Origin of the sequence: Hyphococcus lacteus (assembly GCF_041058985.1) — a bacterium.
In the GTDB taxonomy this organism is placed as follows: domain Bacteria; phylum Pseudomonadota; class Alphaproteobacteria; order Caulobacterales; family Parvularculaceae; genus Hyphococcus; species Hyphococcus lacteus.
On the sequence record NZ_JBEHZE010000001.1, the window covers coordinates 969475 to 983195 of the forward strand.

Below are 13721 nucleotides of genomic sequence, written 5' to 3' on the forward strand. Positions count from 1 at the left end.
GCATGGCTAAAACCACAGATTTTATCACGCTCGGATGTCGGCTGAATGCAGCCGAAAGCGAAATGATGCGACGGCTCGCATCTGACGCTGGTTGTGAAGATGCGGTCGTGGTGAACACATGCGCAGTGACCAACGAGGCAGTCCGTACAGCGCGTCAGCGGATCCGCCGCGCCAAACGCGACCGGCCCGATGCGCGGATTATCGTTACTGGTTGCGCCGCGCAGGTCGATCCAAAGGCGTTTGACGCCATGCCCGAAGTGTCCGCCGTCATCGGCAATCAAGAAAAACTCGAAGCCGATCAGTGGCAGCAGTTGGCCAAAGACGCATCGCCGGTCATTCAAGTCAATGACATTATGTCTGCACGAGAAACCGCCGGACAGTTAATCGACGGATACGGGGACCGGGCGCGGGCATTTGTTCAGGTACAGAATGGTTGCGACCATCGTTGTACGTTTTGCATCATTCCTTATGGCCGGGGGAACTCCCGCTCGGCCCCCGTGAAAGATGTGATCGAGCAAACGAAACGCTTGACGGGTGCTGGGCATCGCGAGATCGTTTTGACCGGTGTCGATATTACGTCGTACGGGGCGGATATCGAAGGGCAACCAAGGCTTGGCGATTTGGTTTCCGCATTATTGGATAACGTGCCGGACCTTTATCGGCTTCGGTTGTCGTCCATTGATGGTGCCGAAATTGATGATGCGCTCTTTGAACGGATCACTGAAGATCAACGTGTTGCGCCGCATCTTCATATCTCGCTACAGGCTGGCGATAATTTAATTTTGAAACGGATGAAACGTCGCCACAATCGCGAGCAGGCGATTGAACTGTGTGCTGCGGTGCGAACGAAGCGCCCTGATCTTGCGGTGGGTGCGGATATAATTGTGGGTTTCCCGACCGAAACCGAAGAGATGTTTGGGCGTAGCCTCGACATCGTCGAAGAGGCAGGCCTTCAATATCTTCATGTTTTTCCGTATTCCGCAAAGCAAGGCACGCCAGCGGCGCGGATGCCGCAGGTTGACGGTGGTGTGATTAAAGACCGTGCCGCGCGCCTTCGGGCTGCGGGTTCGGAAAGCCTAAAGCGTTTCCTTGATGGGTTGGTCGGGACGCCCCACACCGCAATTCAAGAAAGTGGCGCGCGTGCGCGGCTAGGCAACTTCGCACCGGTATTGCTGGGCGATAGGGCTGCGCCGGTTGGCGATCTAGTCGATGTCAAAATCACGGGTCGCGAGGGTGAAAGCCTCGTGGGTGAAGCCATAAAGGCAACACCATGAGCGATTTTCACGAAAAAAGCCGCCCTTTAAGGGGGCGGCTCTTTTTCGACATTTGGTTGACGTTACTTGCCCGGTTTACCGGCTGGTTTCGTAGCCGGCTTGCTTGCTGGTTTAGTAACGGCAGGTTTAGCATTTGGTTTGGCGTTTGCCATCGTCGTCTCCATGAATGGGCTGAACAATTTCAGCCACGCATATATAATTACACCGTATAGAAACTTTTCAAGAGGGTATGAGGGCTGTGGCCAATAAATTTTTGTCAGGTTTGTTCGGAAAGAAGAAAAACCAAGATTCCGCTGAGTCGGACACGGCGGAAGAGTCTTCCAAAGAGATTACCCACGACCCACAAGTGGACGAACCGCCAATAGAGCCAGAGGTCGATCAACCGCCGACGACAGAAAACGAGCGGTCGGAAACGACGAGCCTTGAAACCCCAAGCGCACCAGACGAGACCGTTGTGGCACCGGACCCCGGTTCAATGCCAGAGACGCAATCAGAAGACTTACTTTCTGCACAGAGCGATAGCCCTGAACCTGCGAAGAAAAAAGGTTGGCTTTCGCGATTGCGCGCCGGGCTTTCGCGGTCATCGGAAAAGCTTACTGAAGGGGTGACGGCGATTTTCACCAAGCGCAAGCTTGATGATGAAACGCTTGAGGAGTTGACGGACCTTTTGATCACGGCTGACCTGGGGGTGCCCGCAGCAACTCGCGTTACCGAAGGTCTGGCAAAAGATAAGTTCGATAAAGACGTTACCGACGAAGAAGTCCGAACGGCGCTCGCACAAGAAGTGGCGTCGACGCTAAAGCCACTTGAAAAACCACTCACGATCGACAGCGCCCATAAACCCCATATTCTATTAATGGTTGGCGTAAATGGCGCGGGCAAAACCACCACAATCGGCAAATTGGCCCGTAAATTCCGTGATGACGGTTTATCGGTCATGCTTGCAGCAGGTGATACGTTCCGCGCTGCCGCAATCGAGCAGCTCGAAGTTTGGGGCGAGCGTTCGGGCGTTCCTGTGATCTCGCGTAAGGTCGGTGCGGATGCGGCCGGGTTGGTTTTTGACGCCGTCAAAGAAGCCAAGGCCACAGATACTGACGTTTTGATGATCGACACGGCTGGGCGGCTTCAGAATAAAAAGGAACTAATGGAAGAGCTTGCCAAGATCGTCCGGGTCATCAAAAAGCTGGATGAAACCGGTCCACATGATGTGATCCTGACCCTTGACGCGACCGTCGGACAGAACGCGCTTAGTCAGGCCGATGCGTTTTCACAGATTGCCGGGGTTACGGGATTAGTCATGACCAAGCTTGATGGTACTGCGCGCGGCGGTGTTTTGGTGGCGCTTGCGGATAAGTTTGGTTTACCTATCCACTATATTGGAGTCGGCGAAAGTGTTGAGGACCTCGAAGTCTTTGAAGCTGATCAATTTGCAAATGCGCTGGCGGGTATTGTCCGCAATTAACTGACGAAGGAGCTTTCATGACAACGCCCGTAAAAGGACAACGACTAACCGGCGGCCCAAAGCTGGCAGTTGATATGGGACCATTGGCTGTTTTCATGATTGCCTATTTTCTTGGGGGCAAGCTCGCGCCGTTATTTGGCGGTATGATCGGACGAGATTGGGCGATTGCTGAAGGCGAGGAAATGTTTCTCGCGGTAGCGTTGTTCATGCCTGCGTTTTTTGTGGCGTTCGGATATTCTGTATGGAAAGAGCGCCGGGTTGCGCCGATGTTGTTGGTGACGGGTGTCATCGTGGGTGTATTAGGGTCTTTGACCCTGGTGCTCCATAACAAGGCATTCTTTTTTATGAAGCCGACAATTGTTTACGCATTGTTCTCATCCATTCTCGCAGCCGGTATCTATACCAAGCAAAATTTTCTGAAAGTTGTTTTCGATGGTGCGCTCGATTTGCCTGATGATGCATGGCTGACCCTGACAAAACGCTATGCTGTTTTCTTCGCGCTTCTCGCAATTGCGAACGAAGTGGCGTGGCGTTACTTGATGCGTGATTGTGACCTGGCGGGCGCGGCGAATTGTGGCGCGGGCGAAAAGATTTGGGTCAATCTGAAAGTATTCGGCTTTACGATTATCAGTTTAATTTTCACCGGCTTTCAAGCACCCTTAATCGCCAAACACATGTCAGAAGACCCCAAATCTGACGAAGCAAAAACAGATGAGGTGGGCTAAAGCCCTTCGATTGGGTTGGTGAAGGGGGCAAAATTGCTGCGGTCTTTTGTCTCGTTATATTGCCGCAATGCCCAGCCGACACTCGGGAAAGCAAGGTCTTTCCAAGGAATATCGTCCCATGAAAATAGGCCGACTTCCTGGCTTTCCGGCCCTGCCGCAATGTCTGGTGACTTTAGACGCGCCCGGAACATAAGTTGAATCTGTGAAATGCGTTCTATGGAATAGAAGGCGAGCAAGCGGTCTATTTCAATATCCGCACAGGCTTCTTCCTGAGCTTCGCGTCGCGCGCCGTCTTCGGCGGATTCACTTAGTTCTAGGTACCCTGCGGGCAAAGTCCAGAATCCGATACGTGGTTCAATAGCACGCCGACAGAGCAGTATTTTACCCTCCCACTCAACAACCGACCCGACCACAATTTTTGGGTTTTGATAGTCGATAAATCCGCACGCCGCACAAACAGATCGCGTGACATTGTCGCCGTCAGGGACCATTGACTTAAAATTAGGTTTACGCGGTGTTTTGTCACTCATAATCTTGATCCTGACAGAAAATTGATCGCCAGCCTGCGGAATATCCGTTCAGAGCCTATTTGTTTATCGAAATGGTGTTGCTTTTTTAACGATGTCAGACGATATGCATAAGTCTAAGTATCCGCAGACTATAACCGTCCGCATCGGGCACAATTTTGCACAGTATAGAGAATCATGCAAAAAACTGGTTTTTCTTCGCAAACTTCCGGTGCGTCAGCCGTAACAAGACATGTTCTAAGCGTAAAAATTGTCACCTTGCGGGGTTCTAGCGGACAATCGCTTCTTTCGAGCCAAAAAACGGAGAATTAAATGGCTTATTCGCTTAAAAACTCACCTGGCCACCTGCTGCGCCGCGCGCAACAATATGCTCATGACCTGTATTCAACTGAGGTCGGCTCAACTGGTCCAACACCGCGCCAGTATGAAGTTCTTCACGTTGTCGCAAGCAACGAAGGCCTGAGCCAGACTGACCTTGTGCGTCACACAGGTATCGATCGTTCGACACTTGCCGACATGATCGCACGTATGATGAAAAAAGGTCTTCTTTCTCGCAAACGCACCAAAGAAGACGCGCGCGCAAACGCTGTTTCAATCACTGCTGCTGGTAAGCGCATGCTTAAATCAGCTGATGCGAAAGTCGGCAAAGCAGAAACGAAAGCGCTCGCTGTTCTTCCTAAAACACAGCAAGCTGCATTCATGAAAGCTCTTCGCACTTATGCTGAAGCGCTCGACAAAATGGACGAAACAGCAGCTGCACCGAAGAAACGTGCTGCCGCTAAAACGACCAAAAAGAAAACAGCAAAACGCAAGACGACTGCGAAACGCAAAACGACGGCTCGTAAAGCCCCTGCAAAACGCAAGGCACCTGCGAAGCGCAAAGCGAAACGCACAACCAAGCGTCGCTAAGACTAACGGATTATTCCGATTGAAACGCCGTCAGCATCTGCTGGCGGCGTTTTTTTAATGCCTGATTTTATTGTCTGAAACGAACGGATTGCCATTCCTTTTTCGGTGGCAAGGGGTCTGTTGGTCCACCTGCAGAAACTGGACGTGGGCGAAATCCGCCCATGCTAAGTGTTCTGTCATACATAACCAGTGCGGCGGCCACAGAAAGATTGACGCAAAAACGCATAGGAATTTTGATGATATGTGTGCAGAGGGCTTGGGCCTCTGGCGAGAGACTGCCTTTTTCCGGCCCGAGAATATAAGCCGCCTTTAATGGGTGTCGGAAACTTGGCAAATCAATCGCTTCTTCGGTTAGCTCAACCCCCACGATCACGCATCCTTTTGGCAGTCGAATGTCATCAAGGGTGTCCCACTCATAAAGCGGCATGTGGGATGCGCTTTTTGCGGTGTCCGCGAGATTAACCTCACGCGCGCGGTGGTGGGCGTTGACCGAAAATGCGAAACTCGCATTGAATGCATGGGCAGTTCGCAGGACGGCACCCAAATTCATTGGTTTTGAGATGCCTTCTGATCCGATCCCGAAATAACCGCGCATATCTTTTCCTGATTTTGTTAATATGAATAAGGCGGTAGCGTCTGGGTAGTAGGTCGGTCAAGTAGACGTCCCCCCGCAATTCAGGGCAGAGTAGGCGGATGATGAATGAAGCAACTTCGAAACAAGACGACCGGATCAAGTTTTTGGTCATCGCAAACGATTGCCCCGAAGCGCGATTGGCCGCATTTTTTGCGGGACGGCGCGCAAAGCGATCAAATGCGCGGGTGATACTGTTATCGGTGCTCGAACCGCCAGAATTTGGTCATTGGGCGACCGTGGCTGAAACAATGCGCGCTGAGGCAGAGGAAAAAGCCCAAGAACTGCTCAGGGAATTCGCGGCAGAGGTAAAAGCGCAATCGGGCGAGGACCCCGAAGAGGTCATTCGCGAAGGCATTGATGTCGAAGAGATCCGCAAGCTTATTGACGAAGACCCTGCAATTTCAATCCTGTTTCTTGGGGCTTCGACAGAGACAAACGGCCCGGGGCCGTTAGTGTCGTCGCTCGCCCAGAAGCCGGCATATCTCGCGGCGCGGCCGATCCCCGTGACGGTGGTGCCGGGTGCGATGTCGCGCGATGAATTACGCCGGTTGGCAGGCTAACCATGACGAAGCAATATTTTCACCTGCCGGGAAAACACTATTTCCTATCTCATTCGGTTGGCGCACAGCCAAAATCCTATGCGGATATGGTCGCTAAGAGTTATACTCACCCTTGGCGCGAAGAAGGCTTTAACGTCTGGACCCCTTGGTTTGATGCGCTAGAGCATTTCAAAGTGGGCCTTGCGCCAATTATTGGTGCGCAAGCGTCTGATATTTGTCCGTTATCGAATGTATCGAGTGGCATCGCAAAAATCATGATGTCATTGCCCGCGCGAAAAGGTCGCCGGAAAATTGTTCTGACCGAAGATGATTTTCCAACTGTTGGCTTTGCCCTCGCGCAGGGTGAACGACTTGGGTATGAACTTGTTTTCCTGCCGGGCGGCGACGCGCTTGCCGATCCGGACACTTGGGCACCGGCTTTTGCCGATGACGTGCAGATGGTTGTCGCAACACAGGTTTATTCAAACACCAGTGTGCTTGCGCCCATAAGAGAGATTGCGAAACGCGCGCGTGAGGCCGGCGTATTTTCTTTGATTGATGTGGCACAGGCCGCAGGCGCGGTGCCCGTTAGGCTTGATGAGTGGCAACCAGATTTTGCGGTGGGGACGTCGCTTAAATATTTGTGCGGCGGCACCGGTGCGGCATTTTTGTGGGCGTTGGCCGATAGCGCCGCCAAGGTTGCGCCGCTTGATGTAGGTTGGTTCTCTCACCAAGATCCGTTTGAGTTTGACATTCACCATTTTGATTATGCCGAAGGCGCGACACGATTTTTTGGCGGGACGCCCTCAATCGGGCCACTCGCCGGGGCGTGTGCGGGGCATGAAATTCTCAATGCCCAAGGCGTTGAGGCAATCTATGCGCATAATCAAAAACTCCTATCGCGGTTGTTCGATCAATTACCAAAATCGGCATTTTATTCGACAACGCGCGAAGGCGCGCGGGGGTCAGCGGCGCTAATCAAGGTTCGTGACTATGATGCGGCAGCAAAAGCATTAAGTGCATTGGGTGTCGGCCATGACACACGTTTGGGTACGGTTCGTGTTTCTGTTCATCTTTATAATGATGAAAAAGACATCGATGCTTTGGCCACGGCGATTGAACCGTTTCTATAGCGATAGCGTCAGTGACACTGGCGCATGATCGGATGGCCGTTCCCACCCGCGCACATCATCGTGGATTTTATACGCATCACGACCACCCGCTATTGCGGCTTTTTTTAGTGCCGGGCTAACCCAGATATGATCAAGGCGCCGGCCACGGTTCGAGGCCCGCCAATCTTTTGCGCGATACGACCACCATGAATACAGTTTCTCCGTTTCCGGAATAATTTCGCGTGCCACATCAACCCACCCGTGGGAGTAGATAACCTCGCCTAGTTTTTCGACTTCGATGGGTGTGTGCGACACGACTTTAAGGAGTTGTTTGTGGGACCAAACATCATGTTCATGGGGGGCGACGTTCAAATCACCCACCAAGATCGATTTTGATCGCGGTCCTAATTCGCTGAACCACCCTGTCATTTCGTCAAGAAAATCAAGCTTGTGGGCGAATTTTTCATTTTTGACCGGGTCCGGCTCATCACCACCGGCGGGGACATAAAAATTATGAACTCGGATGCCGCCGGGCAGGCTTGCTGCGATATGGCGGCAATCTCCCTTTTGGCAAAATTCGCGTTTTTCGATCTTGCTGAGAGGATGCCTAGAGACGATTGCGACGCCATGATATCCGGCCTGGCCTGATACAGCTTGGTGCTGATAACCAGCCTCAGCCAGTGCTTTGCCGGGAAAATTATCTTCCAGGCATTTGATTTCCTGAAGGCACAAAACATCTGGCGCTTCGGTCGCGAGAAATTTCACGACTTGTTCAATCCGTAGTCGGACTGAGTTGATATTCCAGGTAGTGATTTTCATGCGATCTGCCTATTCGGAATTGATTTTCGTTGATGTCGGATTACGGGGGCAAAGATACCCCGTCAAGGCGACAGATTTACGGCTGATTGCGATTTCGTCAGGTGTAATCTATCACCGCGCTATGGAAAACGTTGCTGCCTTTTTGCCTGATGGACTACCGCTATGGGCGGCGTTGGTCGCGATATTGGCCAGTTTTTTTACCTCTGCCCTGACGGCGGCGTTTGGTCTTGGTGGGGGCCTCGCGCTGTTGGCAGTCATGAGTTCGGTTTTTCCGCCCCTTGCGGTTATCCCCATTCATGGCGTTGCACAGGCCGGGTCAAATGCGGGGCGTTTTTATCTGCAACGCAGGGATGTGGTTTGGCCCATTGTGCTGTGGTTCAGCGCTGGCGGTATTTTGGGAGCAATGCTTGGGGGGCGATTGGCGCTTGAAATGCCGGTTTGGCTTTTGCGGGGCGGGGTGGCGTGTTTTATCCTCTATACGGTCTGGGGGCCAAAACCCGGCAGTTTCGCGCCGGGGCCAAAGACATTTTTCGCAACGGGCGCGATTGCGGCGTTTTTGACGATGTTTTTCGGGGCGACCGGGCCGATTGCGGCGACGATGATAGGTGCTGCCAAACTTGATCGCCTCAAAATCGTTGCGACCCATGCCACTGCGATGGTCATTCAGCACTTGATGAAAATCTTGACCTTTGGTCTGCTTGGCTTTGCCTTTGGCGATTGGATAATGGTGATCCTCGCAATTTTGGTCGCTGGCTTTATTGGAACTTACGCAGGAACGCATTTTCTGCGCCGCATGCCTGATCACCTATTTCGTCGCGGCTTCAAAACGATCCTGACAATTATTGCTCTATACCTGATTGCCGTCGCGCTGATGGATTTTAGAACAGGTTGAACGACGATCCCGTAATACTGACTGGCCAGCGCCCGAACTCAAACAGGCGGAATTTGGCAGCAAAAGGGTGGTTCTCCGCGTCAAAGTCGGTGTCTTCTGCCGCGATCAGCGCAAGTGCTGCGCCATTGGCGGCTTGAACCGCCGCGCCGACGCACAGGGTCTTGATAGCGTCGTCATCAAGATCGCTTAAATAGGCCAACTCTTCGACGGCGTCTTTTGCCGGGTCGGCAACCTTTTCAGCAATGAGGGCCATCCCAATCCGGAGGGCATCTTCGGAAAGCAATTCTAGTGCGCGTCCGGTTAGGTCGGCGCGCAATGATTCTTCTGCTTCCCAAGCGGGGCTTTGCCAATCGAGACTTTCTGCGGCGGCGGCAGCGTCACCCCAATCTAGTAACATAGCGATTTCGGCATCGGGAAAGCCAAGGCCAGACATGTAATCGTCAGCGGCGGCGCGTGCGCCGGGCGTCATCTTGCCGCCGATATTGGCGAACCAGGGAATCCGATCAAGCGAGCGGGCAAAGCGCGATAGTCGCGCAAGGCCGGGCAACTCGCGTTCTAATTCTTCAAGATCAATTTCGTCCATCGCGCGCGCTTTCGTTGTTTCGCTTTATTTAATGATGAGGCCCGGCGGTTACATCAACCACGGTCAACAAATTATACCCGATAAAAATGGTTGGATAAAAAAAGGCGTCCGACCATTTTGATCGGACGCCAAGCTGCGCTGTTGCGCCTACGCCGGGAGGGGATATTCCGGCGACACGAAGACATTCGGGCCTGCAAGCGGGGGGGCAACGCTGGCCCGATCCATTGCCTTTCGTGTACTGTAACATTAACGCATCACAGAGCAGTTTTTCAAGGGAAAAGAGAAAAAAAACTTGCATGTGACACTGTTACAAAACAGAAAGTTTGCCCCCTCGGCCTTGGTAAATTTTATCGGTCGAGGAAGCGACCACCAGCATCGGGTGCCCGGAAAAGGCTGTTCGCCAAGCGCTCACCAGTCTTAACATCGTTAAGCGTAACAACCGTGATCCCGCCTTGGGCATCATGAATGATCCAGCGCCGCAATTCAAAATCGGGTGCCGTGGCGATCAATGTCAGCTCGCCTTCGGTCTCTTCGTCGCTTGATGAAAATGTCACCGCAACATTATCGACGCCGCGATCAACCTGAACAACTTTTGCGTCGTCGCGGTCGATTTTTTTGCTCAGCAAGAATTTTAACGGTGTTTTTCCGGTCGGATAGGAATCCGTTGTCTCGAGCGCTTCGTCGCGGACATAGACCATGCCGCCATTTGCGACGATTAGAAGAGGGGTGGGCGGATCATATTCAAAACGCAAGAAACCGGGGCGGCGCAGGTAAAACCTGCCGTCTGAGATCGCGCCTGATGGTGCAATTTGGGTGAAGCGCCCGCTTAAGGTGTCGAGGCTTTCGATATAATCGATGAGGCGTTGCGCGACAGCTTCATCGGTTTCATTTTCAAAAACCAACGGGTCGTTGAAAACGTCTTCGTCCTCAAAACCATCGGGCTCGGCTTCAGTGGCCACAGGTTCCGTTGTTGGTGTTGCGTTGGTTGTTGTTTCTGTGATGTCGGTTGCGGCCTGAACGGCGATCGCGGTTGTTGCTGCCACGGGTCGTGCAGCGCCGGCAACATCAACGCAGATGATAGATAAAGCGGACAAAATTGCGAGGCTCATAAAACATCTTCCGTGAAAGCGTCAGGTTTCTTCGAGACTCTATTTAGAGTTGCGCCGTGTCTAAAGGAAGCCATGAATATGGCGGCCAAAGGGCACGGCGCACACGAAATTGTTACCGCATCAACGCGTATGGGCCGCCGCGTTCTAGCGCCGCCTTGTAGCCGGGCCGGGCGTGAATACGCTCAAGGAATGCCGCTATATTCGGAAATTGCTTCGCCGAACCTGCGCGTGCAAAGAAGCCCTCCATGGGGAAGCTCATGATCACGTCTGCGGCGGAGAAGTCGCTCCCAGCAAGCCAGGTGGATTTGCCAAGCTCGGCGTCGAGGTAATCAAACAGACCTTTGAGGGTGTGATTGAGATAAGCATCGCGAACACCATTGGTGAGTTTCTTGGCCACAGGCCGAATAATAAATGGCATTGGGGCCGTTTCCATTTTGGTGAGGAACAATGTCATCACCAATGGTGGCATGTAAGAGCCTTCGGCGGCGTGGAGCCAATAACGATAGGCGTCATATTCTTGTGTCCCGAGTGCTGGACGCAACCGGCCATTCCCATGCTGATCAAGGATATAGTCGATCATTGCACCTGTTTCGGCATAGACCCGGCCACCCTCCTCAATAACTGGCGATTTGCCCAAAGGATGAACCTTTTTAAGCGACGCTGGCGCGAGATTGGTTTTCGCGTCTCGCTCATAATGTTTGATGTCGTAATCAAGGCCAAGCTCTTCGAGTAGCCAAAGAATACGCTGTGAACGAGAATTGTTGAGGTGGTGAACGGTGATCATTTTTTTGCCTTAAGAAAGTGACATGAGGGCGTCTTTGGTGAACGGCTCTAGCTCGTCATTGCGGCCATCGCGGACTTTGGTGACCCAGTTTGGATCTTGCAACAATGCGCGGCCAACAGCGATTAAGTCGAACTCCCCGGCTTCCATACGGGTTACCAGTTTATCAAGGCTCGCTGTTTTTGATGTTTCACCAGCGAATGCACCGATAAAGTCGCCCTGAAGGCCGACAGAGCCAACCGATATCGTGGGTTTGCCGGTTAGTTTTTTGGCCCAACCTGCAAAGTTGAGGTCGGAGCCTTCAAATTCAGGCTCCCAAAAACGGCGTTGTGAGCAATGGAAAATATCAATGCCGGCATCAACCATTGGCTGTAGCCATTCCAGCATCTCTTCGGGTGATTTCGTTGCTTGCGCCGAAAAGTCCTGCTGTTTCCATTGCGACAAACGAATGATCAATGGAAAGTCCGCGCCGACCTTTTCGCGTGTCCTGCGGATGACCTCGGTTGCAAAGCGGGTACGGCCATTCCAGTCGCCACCCCATTTGTCAGTACGGACATTAGTTTGATCCCAGAAAAAATTGTCGATCAAATAGCCATGGGCACCGTGGAATTCCGCGCAATCAAAACCAAGCTCTTTGGTCGCGACGGCGGCGTTCACATATTCATTGATCGCGGTTTCGATTTCATCTTCGGTCATCGGCTCCCATAGCGGTTTGCCGGGAATTTTCATGCCGGATGCGGACCAAGAAGGAGTGTCAGGGTGCTTGGTGTTCTTCGGATTGCGGAAGGGGCCTTCGTTCCAGAGTTGCAGACCGATCTTGCCGCCTGCCGCGTGCACCGCATCAGCGACCTTGCGCCAGCCGGCTTTGGCTTTGTCGGTTACGATATGGGGGACGTTTGGTGTGCCAGCGGCGGTGATCTGATTGGTGTGAACCCCTTCCGATAAAATAAGGCCGACACCGCCAGCCGCACGGCGCTGATAATAGCCGACAACATCATCGCTTGGTGCGCCCGTTGGCGAGAAAGAGCGGGTCATCGGGGCCATGGCGATACGGTTGGGAAGCGCAAGTGTACCGAGCTGCGCTGGTTCAAAAAGAATTTTCGTATTCGAGGTCATTTGAAATCCTGTAATGCTACATCCGGGAAGGATACCCGTGCGCGGCAGATAATACACGCCCGCGTAGCAGCAACCGTCGGCGGTGTTTTCCTCTCCGCACGTCTTCGTGAGGGGCGTGGCGAACGTCAGGCCGAGATTGGTGTTGGTGCTTGGGGCCTTAAGGGTGTAGATGGCGCCATGAAATTTCTTGATCGTACAAAAATCTATGTGCAGAGCGGTGCCGGCGGTAATGGCTGCCTGTCGTTTCGCCGTGAAAAGTTTATCGAATTTGGTGGCCCGAATGGCGGCGATGGTGGCGCGGGCGGCCATGTCTGGGCTGAGGCCGTTGAAAACCTCAACACGCTGATCGACTATCGCTACCAACAGCATTTCCGCGCAGAAAACGGTCGCCCCGGCGAAGGGTCAAACCGCACCGGTGCCTCGGGGCAAGATTTGATCATCAAAGTCCCCGTGGGAACGCAAGTTTTCGAAGAGGACGAAGAAACGCTGATTGCTGATCTTGATGTGCCCGGTGATCGGGTCTTGCTGGCCAAGGGCGGCAATGGCGGGTTCGGGAATGCGCGGTTTAAATCATCCACCAATCGTGCGCCGCGCAAGGCTAATCCGGGCCAGCCGGTCGAACAACGCACTGTTTGGTTGCGCCTTAAACTCATTGCGGATATCGGCCTTCTGGGTTTGCCGAATGCGGGTAAGTCAACATTTCTAGCAGCGGTTTCGGCAGCGAAACCAAAAATTGCAGACTATCCTTTCACCACTTTGCATCCCAATCTGGGGGTCGTACGGGTCGGCGAGGGGCAAAGTTTTGTGCTTGCTGATATTCCGGGCCTGATCGAAGGTGCCCACGAGGGCGCGGGGATCGGGGTTCGCTTTCTTGGTCATGTCGAGCGCTGTGCCGCTTTGCTGCATCTTGTAGATGGTACTCAAGAAGACGTGGCCGCGGCTTATCGAACTGTACGCGGCGAGCTTGATGCCTATGGCGAAGGGCTGGCGGATAAACTCGAAATTGTTGCTTTGAACAAGATTGATGCGCTGACGCCCGAAGAGGTTGAAGAGCGCAAAGCGGCACTTTCAAAGGCTGCGAATACCGAGGTTCATGTGATTTCGGGTGCGACGGGCGTCGGGTTGCCGCCGCTTTTGGGTCAGCTCATGACCCTCGCAGCGAAAGCGCGTGCTGTTACATCGGGCGGCGTTGATGACGAAAGCGACGAGCCGACGGAAGAAACCTGGCGGCTGTAGTCG

At 53.1% G+C, this 13721-nt stretch carries 15 protein-coding genes; 8 read left to right on the forward strand and 7 right to left on the reverse strand.

From position 1 onward, the window contains the following. Positions 1-2 precede the first annotated feature (2 nt). The 3 genes from mtaB (at position 3) to ABFZ84_RS04715 (ending at position 3461) form a co-directional block, all read left to right on the forward strand. Complete coding sequence (gene mtaB / locus ABFZ84_RS04705) at positions 3-1274, forward strand: tRNA (N(6)-L-threonylcarbamoyladenosine(37)-C(2))-methylthiotransferase MtaB (RefSeq protein ID WP_369312776.1); 1272 nt, start codon at positions 3-5, stop codon at positions 1272-1274. Positions 1275-1503: 229 nt separating this feature from the next. Further along, the gene (gene ftsY / locus ABFZ84_RS04710) at positions 1504-2736 is read left to right on the forward strand and encodes a signal recognition particle-docking protein FtsY (protein WP_407067069.1); all 1233 of its coding nucleotides are present in this window, start codon (positions 1504-1506) and stop codon (positions 2734-2736) included. A gap of 17 nt (positions 2737-2753) precedes the next feature. After that, complete coding sequence (locus ABFZ84_RS04715; protein WP_369312779.1) at positions 2754-3461, forward strand: inner membrane-spanning protein YciB; 708 nt, start codon at positions 2754-2756, stop codon at positions 3459-3461. On the opposite strand, the gene ABFZ84_RS04720 is transcribed toward ABFZ84_RS04715, so the two are convergent. Further along, positions 3458-3991 carry an NUDIX hydrolase gene (locus tag ABFZ84_RS04720; RefSeq protein WP_369312780.1) on the reverse strand — a complete coding sequence of 178 codons (534 nt, stop codon included), beginning with the start codon at positions 3989-3991 and terminating at the stop codon, positions 3458-3460. The two genes, ABFZ84_RS04715 and ABFZ84_RS04720, sit on opposite strands and share 4 nt — an antisense overlap. Before the next feature lie 309 nt (positions 3992-4300). Here ABFZ84_RS04720 and ABFZ84_RS04725 point away from each other — a divergent pair, with 309 nt between their 5' ends. After that, positions 4301-4897 (forward strand): MarR family winged helix-turn-helix transcriptional regulator, encoded by a 597-nt coding sequence (locus ABFZ84_RS04725; RefSeq protein ID WP_369312781.1) that lies wholly within the window; start codon positions 4301-4303, stop codon positions 4895-4897. A gap of 67 nt (positions 4898-4964) precedes the next feature. Here the strand turns inward: ABFZ84_RS04725 and ABFZ84_RS04730 are convergent, their stop codons facing one another. Further along, on the reverse strand, positions 4965-5492 hold the full coding sequence (locus ABFZ84_RS04730) for an RNA methyltransferase (protein ID WP_369312782.1): 528 nt from the start codon (positions 5490-5492) through the stop codon (positions 4965-4967). 98 nt (positions 5493-5590) lie between these two features. Here ABFZ84_RS04730 and ABFZ84_RS04735 point away from each other — a divergent pair, with 98 nt between their 5' ends. Together ABFZ84_RS04735 and ABFZ84_RS04740 are read left to right on the forward strand one after the other, a co-directional pair. After that, the gene (locus tag ABFZ84_RS04735; protein WP_369312783.1) at positions 5591-6091 is read left to right on the forward strand and encodes a universal stress protein; all 501 of its coding nucleotides are present in this window, start codon (positions 5591-5593) and stop codon (positions 6089-6091) included. 2 nt (positions 6092-6093) lie between these two features. Next, on the forward strand, positions 6094-7203 hold the full coding sequence (locus ABFZ84_RS04740; protein WP_369312784.1) for an aminotransferase class V-fold PLP-dependent enzyme: 1110 nt from the start codon (positions 6094-6096) through the stop codon (positions 7201-7203). Here ABFZ84_RS04740 and xth read toward each other — a convergent pair. Further along, a complete protein-coding gene (gene xth, locus ABFZ84_RS04745) occupies positions 7198-8001 on the reverse strand; it encodes an exodeoxyribonuclease III (protein ID WP_369312785.1) in 804 nt (267 codons plus the stop codon). The genes ABFZ84_RS04740 and xth overlap by 6 nt on opposite strands. Here xth and ABFZ84_RS04750 point away from each other — a divergent pair. Then, complete coding sequence (locus ABFZ84_RS04750) at positions 8000-8893, forward strand: sulfite exporter TauE/SafE family protein (RefSeq protein ID WP_369312786.1); 894 nt, start codon at positions 8000-8002, stop codon at positions 8891-8893. The two genes, xth and ABFZ84_RS04750, sit on opposite strands and share 2 nt — an antisense overlap. On the opposite strand, the gene ABFZ84_RS04755 is transcribed toward ABFZ84_RS04750, so the two are convergent. From ABFZ84_RS04755 to ABFZ84_RS04770, 4 genes are all read right to left on the reverse strand, one after another. Beyond that, positions 8880-9476, reverse strand: a complete 597-nt coding sequence (locus tag ABFZ84_RS04755; protein ID WP_369312787.1) for a hypothetical protein — start codon at positions 9474-9476, stop codon at positions 8880-8882. The genes ABFZ84_RS04750 and ABFZ84_RS04755 overlap by 14 nt on opposite strands. Before the next feature lie 347 nt (positions 9477-9823). Next, positions 9824-10585, reverse strand: a complete 762-nt coding sequence (locus ABFZ84_RS04760) for a LolA family protein (RefSeq protein WP_369312788.1) — start codon at positions 10583-10585, stop codon at positions 9824-9826. A gap of 112 nt (positions 10586-10697) precedes the next feature. After that, a complete protein-coding gene (locus tag ABFZ84_RS04765; protein WP_369312789.1) occupies positions 10698-11369 on the reverse strand; it encodes a glutathione S-transferase family protein in 672 nt (223 codons plus the stop codon). Positions 11370-11378: 9 nt separating this feature from the next. Continuing rightward, entirely contained in the window at positions 11379-12482 is a 1104-nt protein-coding gene (locus tag ABFZ84_RS04770) for an NADH:flavin oxidoreductase (RefSeq protein WP_369312790.1), read from the reverse strand. Between the two features lie 177 nt (positions 12483-12659). Between ABFZ84_RS04770 and obgE the strand changes: the two genes are divergently transcribed. Further along, complete coding sequence (gene obgE, locus ABFZ84_RS04775) at positions 12660-13718, forward strand: GTPase ObgE (protein ID WP_369314539.1); 1059 nt, start codon at positions 12660-12662, stop codon at positions 13716-13718. Positions 13719-13721 lie beyond the last annotated feature (3 nt).

Excerpts from the sequence above, each read along its gene's own strand:
- ftsY (WP_407067069.1), top strand. The coding sequence starts at position 1,504 with ATGAGGGCTGTGGCCAATAAATTTTTGTCAGGTTTGTTCGGAAAGAAG.
- ABFZ84_RS04715 (WP_369312779.1), top strand. The coding sequence starts at position 2,754 with ATGACAACGCCCGTAAAAGGACAACGACTAACCGGCGGCCCAAAGCTG.
- ABFZ84_RS04765 (WP_369312789.1), bottom strand. The coding sequence starts at position 11,369 with ATGATCACCGTTCACCACCTCAACAATTCTCGTTCACAGCGTATTCTT.
- ABFZ84_RS04750 (WP_369312786.1), top strand. The coding sequence starts at position 8,000 with ATGCGATCTGCCTATTCGGAATTGATTTTCGTTGATGTCGGATTACGG.
- ABFZ84_RS04770 (WP_369312790.1), bottom strand. The coding sequence starts at position 12,482 with ATGACCTCGAATACGAAAATTCTTTTTGAACCAGCGCAGCTCGGTACA.
- ABFZ84_RS04730 (WP_369312782.1), bottom strand. The coding sequence starts at position 5,492 with ATGCGCGGTTATTTCGGGATCGGATCAGAAGGCATCTCAAAACCAATG.
- ABFZ84_RS04740 (WP_369312784.1), top strand. The coding sequence starts at position 6,094 with ATGACGAAGCAATATTTTCACCTGCCGGGAAAACACTATTTCCTATCT.
- ABFZ84_RS04755 (WP_369312787.1), bottom strand. The coding sequence starts at position 9,476 with ATGGACGAAATTGATCTTGAAGAATTAGAACGCGAGTTGCCCGGCCTT.
- ABFZ84_RS04760 (WP_369312788.1), bottom strand. The coding sequence starts at position 10,585 with ATGAGCCTCGCAATTTTGTCCGCTTTATCTATCATCTGCGTTGATGTT.
- ABFZ84_RS04725 (WP_369312781.1), top strand. The coding sequence starts at position 4,301 with ATGGCTTATTCGCTTAAAAACTCACCTGGCCACCTGCTGCGCCGCGCG.
- xth (WP_369312785.1), bottom strand. The coding sequence starts at position 8,001 with ATGAAAATCACTACCTGGAATATCAACTCAGTCCGACTACGGATTGAA.
- obgE (WP_369314539.1), top strand. The coding sequence starts at position 12,660 with ATGAAATTTCTTGATCGTACAAAAATCTATGTGCAGAGCGGTGCCGGC.
- ABFZ84_RS04720 (WP_369312780.1), bottom strand. The coding sequence starts at position 3,991 with ATGAGTGACAAAACACCGCGTAAACCTAATTTTAAGTCAATGGTCCCT.
- mtaB (WP_369312776.1), top strand. The coding sequence starts at position 3 with ATGGCTAAAACCACAGATTTTATCACGCTCGGATGTCGGCTGAATGCA.
- ABFZ84_RS04735 (WP_369312783.1), top strand. The coding sequence starts at position 5,591 with ATGATGAATGAAGCAACTTCGAAACAAGACGACCGGATCAAGTTTTTG.